This window comes from Geodermatophilus sp. SYSU D00697, from assembly GCF_054050175.1.
Map to the genome: position 1 here is coordinate 231,007 of NZ_JBJGYV010000002.1, position 16,949 is coordinate 247,955.

Here is a 16,949-nt window from a genome sequence, read left to right on the forward strand (position 1 = left end):
GGCGCGGATGCTGACACGCACCACTGACAGGAGTCGCGGGAACCGTCGGACGCCCTCGTCGTAGGTCAGTCGCCGACGAGGGACTGCGCTCGTCGGTAGAGCTGCGCCGGCTTGCCGACCGTCCCCTCCGACCTGCGCTGCGTCTCCTCGAGCATCGGCAGCATCGCGCGGCGGAAGGTGTCCGCCGAGAACCGGAGACCACCGGCCACGGCGTCGTGCAGCCGGAACAGCTCGCGCATCGTGAACGGCTCGTCGAGCAGCCCCTCGGGGTCGGGCCGCTCCCGGTACGCCGTCCGCAGACGTGCGGCAGCCCGCTGCACGATCTCGTCGTGGTCGAAGAGCAGTCCGCGGACCTCCTCGACGGGCCGCACGACGACGCCATCAGGCCGGTCCGCGAGCACCGCCTCGACCGCACGCCACGGCAACGCGGCGGCGTGGGCGACGGAGAGCACCCACCCCCGGTCGTCGCGGCCCGGGTCGTCGAACACGTGCAGCTGACGCGGCGCGACCTCCGGCGTCAGCCCGGCCTTCTCCCGCAGCGACCGCTGCACCGCGACCGCGAGCGTCTCCCCCTCGTGCAGGAACGTCCCGGGCAGCGCCCATTCCGCACGCCGGTCCTCCCCCGCCCGGCGCACCAGGAGGACGGCGAGCCGCGGGTCGTCGTCCGGCACGGTCAGGACGGCGGTGTCGACGGCGACCGACGGCCGCGGGTAGTCGACCAGGCGCCTGCCCGAGCTGTCGCGGTACACCCGGTGGACATTAGCGCAGATCCCGTCTAACCTGGAGTTGGCGCAGGGATGCGCTAACTCGACGATAGGCGTCCCGACCGCCCCGTCCCCCGCAGGAGGCCCGAGTGACCGTCCCGATGCACCGCTCGCACCGCGTCGCCGGCGCGCTGGTCGGCTCCGCCGTCGGCGACGCCCTCGGCGCCCCCTTCGAGTTCGGCCCTGCCGGGGCCTTCTCCGCCCGCTTCCCCGGACCGGCCCGCGGCGCGCGCACCGAGATGTGCGGCGGGGGCTCGCTCGGGTGGGAGCCCGGCGAGTTCACCGACGACACGCAGATGGCCCTGCTCGTCGCGACGTCCCTCGTCGAGCGCGGTGACCTGGACGAGGCCGACGTCTTCGACCGGTTCCGCACCTGGGCGCAGGCCGGCCCGCCGGACGTCGGCGTCCAGACCCGCGCCGTGCTGGCCTCCGGCCGGCCGTGGGACGTCGCCGCCGCCGAGCACTTCCGCCGCACCGGGCGGGCCGCCGGCAACGGCTCGCTCATGCGCGCCACCCCCACCGCCGTCCGGTTCGCCCACGAGGGACGCGCGGCCACGATGGACGCCGCCCGCCGGATCTCGGCGCTCACCCACGGCGACCCGTCGACCGGCGAGGGCTGCGCGGTCTTCCACGAGCTGGTGCGCGTGGCGCTGGACGGCGGCGACCCGCTGGCCGCGATCCCGTCGGCTCTGGAGCACGTGGTGCCCGAGCACCGGGAGCGGTTTGCAACGGTCCTCGCGCCGGACTGGACGCCGGAGGACGCGACCGAGTCCAACGGCGCGGTGTGGCCGACGCTCGGGCAGGCGGTGTGGGCGCTGCGGCGCGGCCGGGACTTCGCCGAGGTGCTGCGCCTGGTCATCGACCTGGGCGGGGACACCGACACGGTCGCCGCGGTCGCCGGCGGGCTGGCCGGCGCGGTGTACGGCATGGGCGGGATCCCGATGCGGTGGGCGTCGGTGGTGCACGGCCGGGTACCCGGGCACGGCGAGAAGGCGTGGCGCCTCGCCGACCTGCAGCAGCTGGCGGCGGCGCTCGACGGCAAGGACGGCGGACCGTACGACCCGGGCGTCATCCCGCGGATCGGCCCGCGCGAGGTCATCCCGGCCGACGAGGACGGTCCCGGCATCTGGGCCGGCAACCTCGACGGCGCCCGGTACAGCGAGGAGGACTTCGCCGTCATCTCGCTGTGCCGGCTCGGCGAGCCGTTCCCCCACCGGACGCACCGGATGGCCTACATCGCCGACAACGACCACAACCACGGCCTGGACGCCGTCCTGGCCGACGTCCTCGACGACATGGCCGCGCTGCGCGCCGAGGGGCACCGCCTGCTCGTGCACTGCCACGGCGGCGCCTCGCGCACCGGCCTCGTGCTGCGCGGCTGGCTGGTGCGCCATCACGGCATGTCCGTCGACGAGGCGACCGACTACGTCGCCCGGAGGTGGGAGCACCTGGGGCTGTGGAACGACAGCTTCACCGCCGCGCTCGAGCGGCTCGCCGCTCACCGCTGACCAACCGTGCCGGCGATCGTCGCCGCCGCACTCAAAGGAGAGGAGAACGAGTGACCACGACCCTGGAGGACCGCCGGTCGATGGGGGCCGGACCGCTCAGCGAGCGTTTCGACGAGGCGCTGACGTACGCATCGCGGCACCACCGCAAGCAGGCGCGCAAGGGCTCGCAGGTGCCGTACATGTCGCACCTGATGAGCGTCAGCGCGCTGGTCATGGAGCATGGCGGCAGCGAGGACCAGGCGATCGCCGCGCTGCTGCACGACGCGGTGGAGGACGCGAAGGCCGGGACCGGCGGCGACGTGCTGGCCGAGATCCGGACGACGTTCGGGGACGCCGTCGCCGACATCGTGCGCGCGTGCTCGGACGGCCTGGACGCCGACGGCAACCGCAGCGGGACGTGGGCCGAGCGCAAGATCCCGTACGTGGCCGGCCTGGCGCACAAGCCGCTCGACGCCCTGCTGGTGACCGCGGCCGACAAGACCCACAACGGGCTCTGCATCGCCGCCGACGTCCGCCGCTACGGGCAGGGCTTCTGGTCGACGTTCAACGCGAGGCGCGACGAGCTGCTCTGGTACTACACGAGCGTCGAGCGGGCGGTCGCCGACCGGCTCCCGGGCAGCTCGATCGCCGATGCCCTGCACCGAGCGGTCGACGAGCTGCTCGCAGCGGCCGGCACCGAGCGGGACGCCGTCCCGCCGGAGATGCCAGTCCGCGCCTGAGAAGGCCGTTGCCCGCGGTCAGGACGAGGCGAGTTGGCTGGTGACCTCCGCCCCGTCCAGGAGCCTCTCCAGGTCGACGTAGTGGCGCCACTGCGTCCAGGCGACCCTCGTCCCGGACGGGGACACGGTGTCGTTCTCGACCGGCGATGGGAGATGGACGGTGTTCGGGTTCTCCGGAGCCGACAGGAGCATCACGCCGTAGCACCCGTCGTGTGTCCTGAGCCCCACAGCCAGGAGGTGGTCGACGAGGTCCGCGGCGCGCCGTGCAGGACCGTGGGCCGCGAAGCCCCCACTGGTCGCGAGGATGAGCGGTTCAGGTCGGCCGCCGTCGCCGCGCCGACGCTCGGCCCGGAGCGGCGCGAGCAGGTGGCGGTGGTGTCCACGTGCGCCCTGTCAGCCGAGCCGCTCCACCACGGCCGGGGTGGCGCAGGCACCGGGACGCCGGGCAGCCCAGGCGGCGGCCTGCGCCTGCGGCACCGCCGTCACGAGCACCGGCCCACCCGCGGGTCCGGCCAGCGGCTGCCGTCCCCACCCGCCGGCGTAGGCCAGGACGTCGTCGATCCGCTGTCCGTCCTCGGTCGTGACCGTGCCGGTCCGGAGGACGCCGAGGTGGTAGATCCCGGCCGCGCGACCCTCCACCCGGTCGAAGCGCGTCATCTGGGCGGACGTGCACAGCAGGACGTGGTGGGTCTCGACCGTGCCCGGCGCGGCGATGAGCGTCGCGGGGATCTGCCCGTCCCTGCGCGGGTCGGTGCACCACGCGGCCGCGAGGTCGGTGGTGGTGGCCCGCAGGGCGACGACGGGGCCGATGCGCAGGCCGGCGAGCTTCGCCGGGTTGGCGTTGCTGCCGTAGGCCAGCACCGGGACCCGCTCGGCGGCCAGGCCGGGTTCGCCCACGCCGCCGAGGAGGGCGTCGACGTCCGAGCCGTCCGTGGTCGTCCAGCCCGACCGTGCAGACGGAAGGGGCAGCACCTGGCGGACGCGACCACCCATCAGCAGGAACGACCCGTCGGGACGGCGGCCCGGGTAGGGATCGGCCGGGAAGTCGGTGGCAGGGGCGTCGTCCCAGGAGGCGACAGGGTGGCTCGGGATGCAGTCGGTGGTGCTCATGCCGCCGACTGTCCGGACAACTAGGACACGACCTCCCGCCGTCGGGCCGGGCCCGTGTCCTAGTTGTCCGGACCATGGGCTCCCGATGCACACGCCTGGCTCGAGAGGACTGAACCCATGGCACCGCACGACAACGACGTCCCGGCGGCCGTCTTCGTCTACGGCACGCTCAAGCCCGGCCGGGCCCGCTGGCCCGCCCTGGCGCCCTTCGTCGACCGCTCCAACGGCCCGCGGGTGGCAACCGTCCACGGTCGCCTGTGGGACACCGCCTACGGCTGGCCCGCGATGACGGACGGCGGCGACGACGTCCCGGGCGTCGTCGTCCCGCTGGACCCCGCTCGCTGCCCCGAGGTGCTGGCCCGCCTGGACCTCATCGAAGGGGTCGCCAGCGGCCTGTTCGAGCGGGTTCGGGTGACCACGGCGGACGGGACGCTGTGCTGGACCTACCGCTGGCCAGGCGCCACCGCCGGCTTCGCCGCCGTCGAAGGTGCCTGGTGACCCCGTCCACGTGGGCGGCCATCGTGACCGAAGCCTGGTTACGGGCTCGGCGCCGGGTCGCCGTCGTGTTCTTCGCCGGTGCGATGGCGATGGGCACGGGCTTCTGCGGCACCGCTCCGAGCGAGGTCCCTCCCCCGCCGACGACGATCTCGGGCGTTGGCCATTGAGCCGTCTTCCGGGCAGACGGGTCAGTGCCAGCCTCGCTGGGATCGGTGACGTCGGGCCGGCCCCATCTGACGAGGCCGGCGTCACGCCTCGTCGGCGCAGACTCAGATCCGGTTGCCCTTCTGCGCGTTGCACCGGCGGCAGAGCAGCTGGAGGTTGTTGACGGACGTCGCGCCACCCTTGCTCCACGGGATCTTGTGGTCAAACTCGAGGTACTCGGTGGCATGGCAGGACACGCACTTGCCACCGTCCCGGCGGTAGACCTCCCGTTCCATGAGCGCAGTCACGTGGCGCGAGTCCCGCTCGCCGCTCTGCGCTGCGACGGCGAGCCGCTGAGCGACGCGGAGGGCTCCGTAGGCGCTCCCCCACGCGTACGCCAGCGTGGTCATGCTGCGGAACTGGAAGCGCAGCGTCCCCCTCGCCGTGGTGCTGCGCACCTCCAACAGGTCCCGTGCCGAGTCCACGCCCTGGACACGCGCCCAGGTCACCTCGTGGCCGACCTCCCCGGTGAAGTACAAGCCGCGGTTGGTGACCATGAGGTCGCCGACGTGCACCGCGTTCCCCGTGACGTAGCGGGCGGGCTCGAGGAAGTGCACCCACTCGTCCGCCGGCAGGCTGCGGTTCGGGGGCAGTGGCAGCCGCGGGAGATCGCCGGACAGCAGGCTCGTCAGGCGGGACTCGTCGATCGCGGCGATCTCCGCGTCCCGCCGAGCTCGCGCCTCGGCCTCCCGCTGTTGCCGCGCTCGCTCCTGCTCGTCCTGCACTCGCTGCCGATGCGCCGCCGCGCGGGCCTCGGCCGCCTGCGCGCGCGCTCGGGCCGCTGCCCGGCGGCAACGGCGCGAGAGCCACAGGCAGAGCGGGATCGCAAGCAGCCACAGGGGACTCTCCGGGATCGAGAGCAGCGCCCAGCCTGCTGCCACCACCAGGCCAGCACCGGCCAGCCGCCACAGCACTGCCTTCACGTCGCACCCCATCCTCGATCTCCTGGCGGCTGTCCAGCCGCGGCGGGATCCCGTCTCTCGACACCCCATCGGTCCCCCGGGAGTCGGCATCGAGGGGCACGTACTCCAGCCCGACGCGTCATGTCTCACCCCGAGGGGCGAACCGCCGGGCGCGCCCGGCCTCTCACGAGGGTGGGGAGCCGGTGGGCACCAGCTGCCGGCGTCGGAGGGCCAGGACCATGCGGTCCGGCCGGACGACGAGGAGCCGTGCGCCGCCCTGCCCGGCAGCAGGACGGCGCACGGCTACGGGGAGGTCGTGACCTCAGGGGTTGACGAGTTCGGCGAGCTTCTCCCGCGTCGCGTCGTCTGTGGCGTAGATTGTGGTCGCCGACATCGCGCGGGTGAGGAGCACGCGGTAGTGGTTGCGCACCAGGTCCTCGGCGTCCGCTGCCGCCTCCGGGTCGCCGGCCCGCCGTGCCGCCCGCAGCAACTGCCCGTACCTGGTCTGTGACACGTCGACGACCCACTCGTCGGACTCCGGGTCCCACCGGAAGTCGGGGCCGATGATGACGCCGCAGCGGCCGAACTCGAAGCCCTGGGCCGTGAACACCGATCCGACCTGGTCCTTGCCGCTCGGCTTGGACGCCCAGGACGAGTCCGCCGGGTACCCGTCGACACCGTTGCGCAGGTTCCAGTGCTTCTTCCACGGCCCGATCTCGATGTCGAACGGGACGTCCTGGATGCTGCGGGCCCCGTCCGGCCAGCGCTTCCAGTCCCAGCAGAACCCCGCCAGCAGCCGCGCCCCGGAGTCGGCCCCGCGCCCCGTCGGGTCGAACGTCACCTCCTCGAGCTCCTCGGGGGAGTCCACCACCCGCACCGTGAAGTCCTGCTCGTCGTTCCAGACCTTCGGGGTGCCGGCCACGAGCGCGTCGACCCAGGCCTCGTAGGCCTCACTGCCACCCGACCGGTGCTGCTCGGTCAACTCGAACTCCTGGTAGGAGGCCTTGACACGCGTGGCGACCTCCTTGATCCGGGTGATGGAGCAGTCGTCCTTCGGCGTGATGCTCTGGTCCTCGTCGATGAAGAGGACGAGGACCTTCGCCGAGTTCACCAGCTCGTAGAGCTGGGTGATCCTGCGCTGCTCCAGCCTCTGCTGCAGCGCACGCGAGTTGGCGTGACCGGTGCGGACGGTGTACTCGGTGATCCGGTGGGCCTCGTCGACCAGCAGGACGTCGAGCGGAGTGCGCCACCGCTCCTCGTCCCAGAACGTGCGGGCGGAGGTGATGAGCGCATCGACCGGCCGCCCGAGCAGGCGGACGCCCTCACGCGCCCGCCGGGACAGGGCCGTCCGGAGCGACGAGGAGTTGGTGGCGTAACTGATCTGACGCTGCGCCTGTGCGTTCGAACCGAGCAGGTGCATGGCGATCCAGGTCTTGCCCGTACCCGGGCCGCCGTTGACCACGATGACCGCGCGAGGGTGCGCCGGGTCCGACAGCGCCTCCTGGACGGCCTGCAGGACCTTCGCGTGGACCTCCCCCTGTTCGTCGCTCATCGGGTAGCGCTCGGGGTTGGTGAGGATCGTGCTGGCCGCGTCCAGCAGCGCCGGCGCCTGGCGGTAGCGCCCCTGGACGAGGGCCCGCGCGACCGGCGCGTGGGCGCCCTCCACCGCGAACCAGGACTTCAGCGTCTCGGCGAACCGCGCCTCCCCCTCGGCGTCGCCCGTGAAGACGTGGCGCTGGCCGCCGCCGAGGAGCGTGCCCACGGAATCGACAGTGGCGTTGTGCAGGTAGGCCACGGGGTGGATGAGGACCTGCTCCTCGTCGTGCATCCCGTCGGTGTAGTTGCGGATGAAGGCCGCGTAGTCACGGGCCTGCTCGAACGGGTCCCGCAGGCCCTCGGGCTTCTCGTACCGGGCTCCGGTTCCCCGGATGCGGCCGCTCTCGGGATCGCGTTCCCCTGCGGACCACTGCTTGACCTCGATCACGGCGTACGTCGGTGTGCCGGACGGCGACAGGCCCGCCACGATCACGTCGACCCGCGCGCTGCCCGACTGGTACGGGTTGTACTCGAGGATCACGTGCACGCTCTGGAGGCCGGCGCGCTGCAGCACTGCGGCGACCCGGGGCAGGCTCTGGGTCCAACTGCCGGTCTCGCCGCGCCGGGCCGCGTCCTCCCGGGCGAACGCGCCCGGTGTGGCCAGGCGCTGGACGAGGCGGCCGATGATCCCGGGCTCGGTCGCAGTGATGAAGTCCTGCGCTGAGCCGTGCCAGCGGCAACGAGACATGTTCGTGTTCCACCTTCCCCGTCGAGCCACGTGGCTCGTCTTGGTTCTCGTCGGTCCTTGGTCAGTGCCGTGCGCACGCCCGGTGGGACGGGATGGCGCCGGCCTCTCGCTCGAGGTCAGCCGCGTACGAAGGGCGTGCGGCCGTAGAACTCAGCCCAGCAGCGCCAGGCCAGCGAGGCCTCCTCGCACGCCTGCACCGTCAGGTCCACGGTCATGTAGCAGGCGTCGCCGGCCGGGTCGTCGATGCCTCCCTCGCGGAAGGTCGGCCACGGAGCCAGCCGGTCCTGCATGAGGCAGACGTCGATCACCAGCCGGTGTTCGTCGTCGTTCCACTCGACGAGTCCGAACGCCACCGTCGGGCTGGCGAACCACCTACAGCGGTCACCCCCGTACTCCTCGCCGGCGGCGACGGCGTCGAACCAGTCCGCGGCGAGCACGAGGTCGTTGGGCGACCAGCGGCTCTCCCGTCCGATCGGGCTCCACTCGTCACCTCCGCTGCTCGTCTCCGGCCGGAGCCAGAGCCCACCGGCCGGACCGGGAACGCGGGTGAGACGCAGGCTCGGCCCCTGGTGCGGGGGCGTGCGGCCGTGCGGTAGGAGGACGCACGAGGTGTGCGGCTCGTCGAGGTTCATGGCCCGTCCTCCGTGGCTCAGGCGGAGAGCCCGAAGTGGGCCCGGAGGTGGTCATCGGCAAGCGCGGCCTGGACCATGAACACCGCCACGGCAGGGTCCAATCCCAGGGAGTGAGCCCAGAGCACAGACGGGCAGTGCCACGGCCAGTCCACGTCGAGCGGGAACTCGAGGTACTCCCCTTCTGCGTCGAGCACCATCAAGTGCCACACGTCGATGTCGGGGTCCTCGAAGCCGCCCCACATCGTCTCGGCCATAGGCAGCAGCACCAGGTGGCGACCACCGGCGATGGCGACCTCCGCGGTGTCGAGATCCGCGTAGGTGCCACGCCGGACCTCGTAGCGGTGCTCGCGGAGGACGGCGATGGCCGCGGTGACCAGCATGGCCTGGGGCGGGGCCACCTCCGCCGGCATCAGTGCGCTCTGCGCCGGAAGGGACAGGTACGAGGGGTTCGATGAGGTCGGCATGGGGACTCCTCTGCTCGGTGGGCCGTGACCGGCCGCTGTTGACGATGCCGAGGACGATCCGGACATCTAGGACACGGCCCGTCGGAGCAACCCCGTCCGCGCCTGTGACGAGCCTCCGAACAGCCGCCTCCGCGAGAGCCTCAGCGGTGTAGGAGGCTCACTTCCGTGCCGTCGGACCAGACGTTGGACACCCTGCGCGACCGACTCAGGGCCTTCGCGGAAGCCAGGCAGTGGACCCGCTTCCACACCCCCAAGAACCTGGCGATGGCGCTGGCCGGTGAGGTGGGCGAACTGGTCGCCGAACTGCAGTGGCTCACCGAGGAGGAGTCGTCCGGCCTGACCACGGCCGGCGACCGACGTGACCGACTGGTGGACGAGGTGGCCGACGCGGCGATCTACCTGCTCCGGTTCTGCGACGTCCTGGACATCGACCTGCTCGAGGTCGTGGCACAGCGGATCGACCGCAACGAGCAGCGCTTCCCGCCGGAGCGGGTGTCCGGTCGCGCCCTCCGCTCACGCGACATGCGGAGTCCGGGCGTCCCGGGTTAGCCCGTCCGCGGCTGTGGATGGCTGAGGGCGTCCACCTGATCAGCGAGCAGGGCTCCGCCTGCATCCGCTGCGGCGTGTGCGTGGACGGCCGGGGAGACGTGGTCTTCTCGATCCCCAGGCGCTGACTCCTCAGCGGTGGCCGGCTGCTCCGACCGGTTCCCAGCAAGGGCGCCCGACCTCCACGCGGCAGGGTGACTGTTCCCGCGACCGAGCAGGGTGAGCAGCCGGCGGGAGGCCCGGTCGACGCCCGTGTCCTAGATCTCCTGACCATCTGCGTCGACCGGACGACGTCGATGCGAGGGAGCCCCCGTGCCCCGTCAGACCACTGCCACGCTTCTGGTCGGCCCCACAGCCCCCGAGGACTTCTACGGCAACCCGCTCCGGGCTCGCCACCTGCTCACCCTCACCACGAACTCCCGCGCCACGTGGACGGTCCACTCGCTGGTCCCCGACCAGCGGCCGGCCGTCCCGGTCCTGTTCGACGCCGAAAGCCCGGAGCACCTGCTGGCCCAAGGGATGCTCGCCTTCCTCTGGGTGGTCGTGCCCGAGTCCCTGGTCGACCGCGACGATCTCCAGTCGCTGGTCACGCCGACCGAACGGCACTTCGGGGTCATCGTCCCGCTCCCCGTGCAGCAGGCCGACGACGTCGCGCGGATCTTCGGCGAATGGGCCCAGGCCGTCGTCACCACGCTCGACTCCTGCTGCGTCACCCGCGCGCAGATCCGCGCCGCCCAGACCGCCGGCGTGGCCCTGCGGGTCGCCGCCGCCACCCGGACGGAGGAGCCGGCGTGACGCTCGCGTTCAGGAACCGCCGGCGGCCGCCGATGACATGTCCGAACGCCAGCACCGTCAGGAGTACACGCGCATGACCGTCGAGACCCCCGGCTCCCTCCGGGTCGTCGTCTTCCCCACCGACCCCGACGAGCGGGTCGCGGTGACGACGATCGAGCACTCCGACCTCGGCCTCTGGCGTGCCCTCGGCAACGGCCGGCCGCAGTCCGTCTACCTTCCCGACCTGCCCCGCACCGTGCTGGTCTGCAATGAGGACGGCAAGGCGAAGGGCCTCGATCCCAACCCGCGCGCCACCCGCTTCGTAGACCGCTGGGTCCCCGGGTTCGCCCGCGTCGACCGGATCGTCGGTCCCTGTCTCGTCGCCGGCATCACCGACGACGACTTCGCCGATGCCTCAGACGAGGCCGTCACCGCCGCCCTCGCCGAGCAGACCCACCGCGACCATGCACCGGCGTGGCAGGACTACTCGGCGCCGCGACTCTCGCCCGTGGCCGACGCTCCGAACGCGTAGCCGGCAGACCCGAAGGCCCGAGGCCCTCACCCGTTGGGAGAACCGTTGACGACCCCGTTGAGCACCGGTGGCGGCACCAGCGCCGTCGCCGCCTCCGCCCACGCCGCCTGCGAGCGGTTCCGTCGAACCGACCCGCTGGTCACCCGCATGAACCGGCGGGCACTGGCCGCGAAGGTCGGCGCCCCCGACCTCGGCGCTGGCATCCCCGAGGCCCGCTGGATGCGAGCGATGACCTTCGAGGCCCTCGTTCGGCACAAGGACTTCGTCTCCGAACTGCTCACCACGGCCGTCGGTCGGCTGCGGCTCCCCCGTCCCACAGCCGTGCGCATCCGCTCCGGCAGGGTGAACGTCGCCGTCACCGCCGAGGAACTCGCGCTGGCTCACGCCGCGGCGGTCACCGACGGCGCGGCGACGATGCTCTCCTCCCTTGCGGTCCCCTTCCTCCATCTGGAGCACGTCGAGGGCGGCGCCACCGAGGTCAAGCCCGACTTCGCCATCGTCTGCCCCCGTACCGAGGACGACGAGATCGTCGGCTCCTGGCTGATCATGGGCGACGCCAAGGACTACGAGCGGGTGCGCTCCCGCATCGACGACGGCCGCCTCCTCAAGGGCTTCCTCCAGGTGGCGCTCGGCGCAGAGTCCGCGGCCAACTGGAGCAGGTTGCCCGCCGGCATGCAGGTACACCGCTGCGGCGCCCTCGCCGTCCCCCGCAACAACTTCCTGCGCCCCGAGGCCCTGGTCGAGCGGCTCGACGACCACCGCGCCGAAGTCCGCGCCCGGGCGCAGGAGCGCCTCCAGGCCGGGGAGGGTGTCGACTTCCACTCGCTGACCGCCGACCGGATCCGGGACCACCTCGAGCACCTCGAGGCCGCCTTCGACCCTGCCGCCTGCACGACGTGCAACCTCTTCTCCTACTGCCGCGACGAACTGCGCAGCGGGGTCTCGCCGGAGTCCCTGCTGATCGAGATCGGCGTCGACCGCCTCCTCCACCCGGCCCTGGTCCCGCTGGTCGAGGGAACCGGCCCTGCGGGTGAGGCCCCGGCCGCCACGATCGCCCAGGTGCAGGCGACCCTCAGCGGGTTCCCCGTCCGGGCGGCCCGTCGCCGCACCGACCCGGCCGGCCTCCCCGGCACGGTCAACGTCGTCCTGGCCAAGTCGGACTCGGCCGCCCTGGGCGTGTACGGGATCGCCCTGCAGCGGGTCACCGCCACCGGACCCGGCGCCTGGGTACGGCGCGAGTTCTACGACCCGCAGTCGCCGGACACGCGGCGTGCTGTCATGGGGCTGCTCGGGTCCGAACTCAGCAGTGCCATGGCCGAACTTCAGGCGGCCGCCGGGCTCGACGGAGAGCCGGAGCCCGTCCACGTCGTCGTGCCGGACAAGCCGACCGCCGACCTGCTGGTCGCGATGGCCGACTCCCTCGCCGGCGTCGAGATCAGTCGCCTGCGGTGGCAGCGCGACGAGGAGATGGGCCGCGAACCGCAGACCTTCGACGGGGGCAGGGCCACCATCCCGCCTGCCCTCACGCCTGAGCAGCGGCTGGCCGTCAGCTTCCTGCTCGAGGAGGACCGGGCGCGGGCGATGAGCCTGCGCCAGCCCATCATCGACCTGCGCACCGTCCTCGTGTCACACCTCGTCCCCGGTGGCCCCGCGTCGGACAGCGGCCGCCTCGACTACCTGCTCCGGTGGGCAGTGGCCGGCGAGCGGCTCGACCACCAGGAGGTCTCCGACGAGATCGCGCAGCAGCGGTCGACGCCGGGGGCGCGGCTGTCCAACGTCGAGTCCGACGACATCCACCGCGCGCAGAAGGAGCCGGAGCGGTACACCGCGCTGGTCCGGGCCGCGGTCGACTACAAGATCGACGTCCTGGAGCGGGCGCTGACCTTCCTGGCGACGCTGCCCGACTCGCGACTGGGCGAGGCCCACCGGCACCTCGAGGGTGCGGCGCAGACCGTGTGGCGCCGCCGCATGAGCCTCCAGGCCTCCGACCTCGTGCGGTTCTCCCGCACGTACCGCACGTGGCGCAACGCGCACGTGGACATGATGGCCGACGACGAGGCCTGCTTCGCGCAGCTGTCGGCGCTCGCCGACCCTGCCGCGGCGCTCGACCGGGCGCAGGACGCCGGCGTCCGCGATCTCGCCGTCGCCACCGTGGTCTCTGTCGAGCCCGTCCGGTTGGCGGTCGGCTCCCGCCGGCTCGTCCACGGCTGCACCGTCGTGGCCCTGCACGTCAACGGCGAGGCCGTGGTCGAGCGGAACCCCACGACGCTGAGGATCCAGAAGGGCTCCTTCAAGGTCCAGCACCTCCCCGTCGGGATGCTGGTCGCCGAGGACGGCGTCGACGGGCTGCGCTGGACGCCCCCGGACGGCGGCCTGGACCTCGCCGTCGGCGACCGGCTGGTGCTCGCCGACGTCGAGTGGTTCGGCGGCACGCTGAGCTCCGGGCACGAGATCAAGGTCAACCGGCCGGCCGTCGACACCCGCTCGGCTCCCAAGCCGGACTGCGAGCCGGAGTCCTACGCCAACTCGCCCGACGAGCACCGGTGGTGCTGCCGCCCGCACGTCGCCGTCGAGGCGGAGTTCGCCGACCTGCTCGCCGAACGGCGGGAGCGTGGCGAACTCAACCCGCAGGCATGGCCCCCGGTGGTGGACGACGAGCGCTTCGACATCGTCGCCGCCGAGACCGACCTCGCCGTGCCGCTGACCGTGACCACCCCGCCGGACGGCCGCACCATGGACGACCACGAGTGAGCGCAGCGATGACCGTTTCCTTCACCCCTCCCCTCACCACCGCGGATGACGCCCGCCACCACACGGAGGCGGCAGTCGGCAACACCGCGGCGACCGCGCAGGCGATCGAGGCCCTGCTCGCCGTCCTGGACGGGAGGAGCAGCCACGACAAGATCCTGCTCCGCGCCGCCGCCGGTGCGGGCAAGTCCTACGCCCTGGTGCGGATGGTCGGCGAGGCTCTCGCCCACCCGTGGTGCTCCCGGGTCGGCATCACCGCCTTCGCCAACAAGCAGGTCTTCCCGCTCGCCAGGGACCTGGGCGAGGCGCTGGGGGCCGAGCGGGTCTGCCTGTTCGTCTCCTCGAAGCGGCGCGCCGACGTCCCGCCGGACGTGGCGGAGTCCGTTGCCATCGCTGAGAAGGCCAGCGAGATCCCGGCCGGCGCGACCGTGGTGCTCGGTACCTCACACCGGCTCGGCGCGCCCCGTGAGCGGGGCCGGCTGACCGAGCACCTGGGAGCCGCAGCCAACGGCGACACGCCGTTCGACGTGCTGATGGTCGACGAGGCGTGGCAACTCGCGCTGCACCGCTTCGCGGCCGTGGAGGGGCTGGCGCCGGTCGTCGTCGGGGTCGGCGACGTCGGCCAGTTGCCGCCCATCGACTCGAGCCAGAACCCGTGGCGTGGGGACCCCGTCTACAACCCGTACCGCGCTTGGCCGACGGTGTACGAGGAGGACTCCCCCACCACGTTCCAGGTCGACCTGCCGGCCGTGTGGCGCCCGACCGGCGAGCAACTCCCCCTGTGGCGTGCCTTCTACACCGACTGGGACCGGCTGGACTGTGTCGCCGCCCCCGGTGACCGGTCCATCGACCTGCCGCACCTCACGGGCCCGGCAGCCGACGTGTGGGCCGCAGTGGCCACCGGGCAGCCCACCTTGCTGGAGGTCGACGGCCTGCGCGACCCCGAGGCGGCCGACATCGACCAGCCGCTCCTCGAGGTCGTCGAGGACCTGCTCGCCCCGCTGCTGCAGGGTGGCTTCACCCTGCGCAGGCAGCGCTACGACGGGGTCGGGGATCCGCTGGGCGAGGAGAAACGAGTCGACTCGTCAGCGCCATCGGGCGACCCGATGGTGGTGGTCCTCGCCACCCGGAACCAGGCCGTGGATGACGCCACCGACATGGTGGAGCGGCTGCGCAAGCAGTACGACCTGCCCGACGGCGTCATCGTCGCCTCGACGGTGGACTCCTGGCAGGGGCAGACGAACGGGATCACCGTCGCCATCCACCCGCTGTCCGGAGCCGCTGGTCTCGACGACTTCAACTCCGCCTTCGGGCGGCTGGCCGTGACCTGCACCCGGGCCACCCACGGGCTGCTGATGGTCTCCCGAGCCGGCCTCGACGACCTGCTCAGCGTCGCCCCGGCCCGGCCCGGGACACCATTCGGGGAGCCGGGCCCGCGCTCGCTCCCGCGGCAGACCCACCAGCGCATCCTCGGGGCCTTCACCCGGGGAACTCTGACCGTCTGACCCACGCGGCCGGCGCGACACCCATCTCTGACGGAGGCAGCATGGACACCGACGCGTACCCCGAGGACGCGCCGACCGGGTTGACCCCGACCCAACGGATGGCCGCGATCCTGCGGTACCTCTCCTTCCGGTACCCGGCGTCGGTGGCCTCGGCCAACCTGCGGGCCATCACGAAGGACTACGCGGGCGACGAGGGCGACCGGACGCTGCGCCGGGACCTCAAGGAACTCCGCGACCGGGGGCTGGTGGAGACCGGCTTGTCGGACCATCCGCACCTCTCGGGGGTGAGGTTGGCGGTCCCGACGAAGCACCGGCGGCTCCACCTGACGCGCCGGGAGCACGCGGCGCTCGCCCGGGCGCGGCAGCGGCTTCGGCCGGGGCCGGCGGTCGTGGAGGTGCGCTCCGGGCGCGGGCGGCACCTCGACGTCGCGCTCGCCGTCATCCGCTACCTCGAGGAGGGCGACGGGGAAGCCCGTGGCAGCGCCCTCGCGCGCCATCTCGGCATCTCGGTGGACGCGCTGTACGCCGTCCTCGGCGCGTTCGTCTTCAACCCGGCAGCGGACCCGTCGAACCAGATGAAGGACGAGCCGGCGCTGGAGGACCTCGACATCGAGGACGAGGACATCGACGAGGACGACACCCTCCGCGACTTCCTCGTCCTGCTCCGGAGGCCGCAGCCGCACCGGGACAGGCCGCTGGACGGCGAGGACGAGCGGGAGCGCCGGCTCGCGCACGTCCGGTCGGCCGAGGGGCTGAGCCCGAGCCCCACGGCGGGCCACGGTCTGGACCACTTCGGCCGGTTCGCCTACACGCTCGCCGAGACCGATGAGCGGCTCGAGTTGATCAGCAAGGCCCTGTTCGACGACGGGACGCCGGAAGGCGACATCACCTGGCTCCAGGCGGCCGAGATGAAACTCATGGAGTGGCGGAGCCTCCTCGACAGCGTGTCCGCCGTGCGCTGACCCCGGTGGCCGCACCGGCCGAGCTCCGTCGACGTCGGCTCTCGCCCGTTCGGGGACCCGTGTCCTAGATGTCCGGACAGTCCTTCGTGTCCCGCAGTTCGACCGGAGGAGAGTCGTCATGGCCATCCCGTCCCACGAGGAGTCCGCCGACCGGACGGCGGGTCGCCGGCGCACCGTCGTCCTGGTCGGCATCACCGCCGCTCTGGCAGCGGGCCTGCTCGTCACGGTTCCGTCCGACGCCGGAACTGCCCCGCAGCGCGACGACGCACGGGTGACTGTGGGGACCCGCGCGGCCGAGCCGACCCAGGACGCCGCTGAGCCGAGCCAGGAGCAGATCCCGCCGGCCGAGGTGACTGCGCCGGCTCCCGAGTTCGCCGTCCCTCCGGCCGAGGCGCCTGCGCCGGCCGTCGAGTCGGCAGTCCCGCCGGCGGACTCGGTTGTCGTCCCTCCTGCTGTCGATTCTTGGGCACCGGCCGGCACCGCCGACCGCGGCCGTCAGCCGTCCGGCGGCCACGAGGCGGCTGCACGCCCGGAGGCGGACATCGTGGTGCCGGAACCGGTCGAGCCCTCCCCGGCTCCGCGGACGGCTCCGACTCCTCCCCCGGCTCCCGCACCGGCGCCCGAGGCGGCGCCTGCGCCGTCCGGTGGGATCGGGTTCTCCATCGACGTTGAGGCGCTCAATCGACGCATCGAAGAGGAGAACCGGAGGTGGATGGAGGAGCAGATCCGCCAGATCGAGGAGGACGCGAAGGACTACGACCCCTCGCAGAACCAGGTGATCGTCCCGTAGCGATGGC

General features: G+C 72.7%; 16 protein-coding genes. 10 read left to right on the forward strand and 6 right to left on the reverse strand.

Annotation, left to right across the window (positions count from 1 at the left end; translation table 11 throughout):
- Positions 1 to 65: 65 nt before the first annotated feature.
- Complete coding sequence (locus ACI79C_RS03080) at positions 66 to 749, reverse strand: NUDIX hydrolase (RefSeq protein ID WP_456944135.1); 684 nt, start codon at positions 747 to 749, stop codon at positions 66 to 68.
- 104 nt (positions 750 to 853) lie between these two features.
- Between ACI79C_RS03080 and ACI79C_RS03085 the strand changes: the two genes are divergently transcribed.
- Together ACI79C_RS03085 and ACI79C_RS03090 are read left to right on the forward strand one after the other, a co-directional pair.
- Positions 854 to 2,272: an ADP-ribosylglycohydrolase family protein gene (locus ACI79C_RS03085; RefSeq protein ID WP_456944136.1), complete on the forward strand. Its 1,419-nt coding sequence runs from the start codon at positions 854 to 856 to the stop codon at positions 2,270 to 2,272.
- A gap of 50 nt (positions 2,273 to 2,322) precedes the next feature.
- Positions 2,323 to 2,991 carry an HD domain-containing protein gene (locus ACI79C_RS03090; protein WP_456944137.1) on the forward strand — a complete coding sequence of 223 codons (669 nt, stop codon included), beginning with the start codon at positions 2,323 to 2,325 and terminating at the stop codon, positions 2,989 to 2,991.
- 393 nt (positions 2,992 to 3,384) lie between these two features.
- On the opposite strand, the gene ACI79C_RS03095 is transcribed toward ACI79C_RS03090, so the two are convergent.
- Positions 3,385 to 4,101: a hypothetical protein gene (locus ACI79C_RS03095; protein WP_456944138.1), complete on the reverse strand. Its 717-nt coding sequence runs from the start codon at positions 4,099 to 4,101 to the stop codon at positions 3,385 to 3,387.
- 117 nt (positions 4,102 to 4,218) lie between these two features.
- On the opposite strand from ACI79C_RS03095, the gene ACI79C_RS03100 reads away from it, so the two are divergent.
- A complete protein-coding gene (locus ACI79C_RS03100) occupies positions 4,219 to 4,599 on the forward strand; it encodes a gamma-glutamylcyclotransferase family protein (RefSeq protein WP_456944139.1) in 381 nt (126 codons plus the stop codon).
- Between the two features lie 269 nt (positions 4,600 to 4,868).
- Here ACI79C_RS03100 and ACI79C_RS03105 read toward each other — a convergent pair whose 3' ends face one another.
- The 4 genes from ACI79C_RS03105 to ACI79C_RS03120 form a co-directional block, all read right to left on the reverse strand.
- Entirely contained in the window at positions 4,869 to 5,726 is an 858-nt protein-coding gene (locus tag ACI79C_RS03105; RefSeq protein ID WP_456944140.1) for an HNH endonuclease, read from the reverse strand.
- 301 nt (positions 5,727 to 6,027) lie between these two features.
- On the reverse strand, positions 6,028 to 7,989 hold the full coding sequence (locus ACI79C_RS03110) for a DNA/RNA helicase domain-containing protein (RefSeq protein ID WP_456944141.1): 1,962 nt from the start codon (positions 7,987 to 7,989) through the stop codon (positions 6,028 to 6,030).
- 116 nt (positions 7,990 to 8,105) lie between these two features.
- Positions 8,106 to 8,621, reverse strand: coding sequence for a hypothetical protein (locus ACI79C_RS03115; RefSeq protein WP_456944142.1), 516 nt, complete (start codon positions 8,619 to 8,621; stop codon positions 8,106 to 8,108).
- Between the two features lie 17 nt (positions 8,622 to 8,638).
- On the reverse strand, positions 8,639 to 9,085 hold the full coding sequence (locus ACI79C_RS03120) for a hypothetical protein (RefSeq protein ID WP_456944143.1): 447 nt from the start codon (positions 9,083 to 9,085) through the stop codon (positions 8,639 to 8,641).
- A 165-nt stretch (positions 9,086 to 9,250) separates the two neighbouring features.
- On the opposite strand from ACI79C_RS03120, the gene ACI79C_RS03125 reads away from it, so the two are divergent.
- From ACI79C_RS03125 to ACI79C_RS03155, 7 genes are all read left to right on the forward strand, one after another.
- On the forward strand, positions 9,251 to 9,634 hold the full coding sequence (locus ACI79C_RS03125; RefSeq protein ID WP_456944144.1) for a nucleotide pyrophosphohydrolase: 384 nt from the start codon (positions 9,251 to 9,253) through the stop codon (positions 9,632 to 9,634).
- Positions 9,635 to 9,943: 309 nt separating this feature from the next.
- A complete protein-coding gene (locus ACI79C_RS03130) occupies positions 9,944 to 10,426 on the forward strand; it encodes a hypothetical protein (protein ID WP_456944145.1) in 483 nt (160 codons plus the stop codon).
- 73 nt (positions 10,427 to 10,499) lie between these two features.
- Complete coding sequence (locus ACI79C_RS03135) at positions 10,500 to 10,937, forward strand: DUF3846 domain-containing protein (protein WP_456944146.1); 438 nt, start codon at positions 10,500 to 10,502, stop codon at positions 10,935 to 10,937.
- A 45-nt stretch (positions 10,938 to 10,982) separates the two neighbouring features.
- Positions 10,983 to 13,688: a hypothetical protein gene (locus ACI79C_RS03140; RefSeq protein ID WP_456944147.1), complete on the forward strand. Its 2,706-nt coding sequence runs from the start codon at positions 10,983 to 10,985 to the stop codon at positions 13,686 to 13,688.
- A gap of 8 nt (positions 13,689 to 13,696) precedes the next feature.
- On the forward strand, positions 13,697 to 15,190 hold the full coding sequence (locus ACI79C_RS03145; RefSeq protein WP_456944148.1) for a hypothetical protein: 1,494 nt from the start codon (positions 13,697 to 13,699) through the stop codon (positions 15,188 to 15,190).
- Between the two features lie 41 nt (positions 15,191 to 15,231).
- Positions 15,232 to 16,152: a hypothetical protein gene (locus tag ACI79C_RS03150; protein ID WP_456944149.1), complete on the forward strand. Its 921-nt coding sequence runs from the start codon at positions 15,232 to 15,234 to the stop codon at positions 16,150 to 16,152.
- Between the two features lie 118 nt (positions 16,153 to 16,270).
- Positions 16,271 to 16,942, forward strand: a complete 672-nt coding sequence (locus ACI79C_RS03155) for a hypothetical protein (protein ID WP_456944150.1) — start codon at positions 16,271 to 16,273, stop codon at positions 16,940 to 16,942.
- Positions 16,943 to 16,949 lie beyond the last annotated feature (7 nt).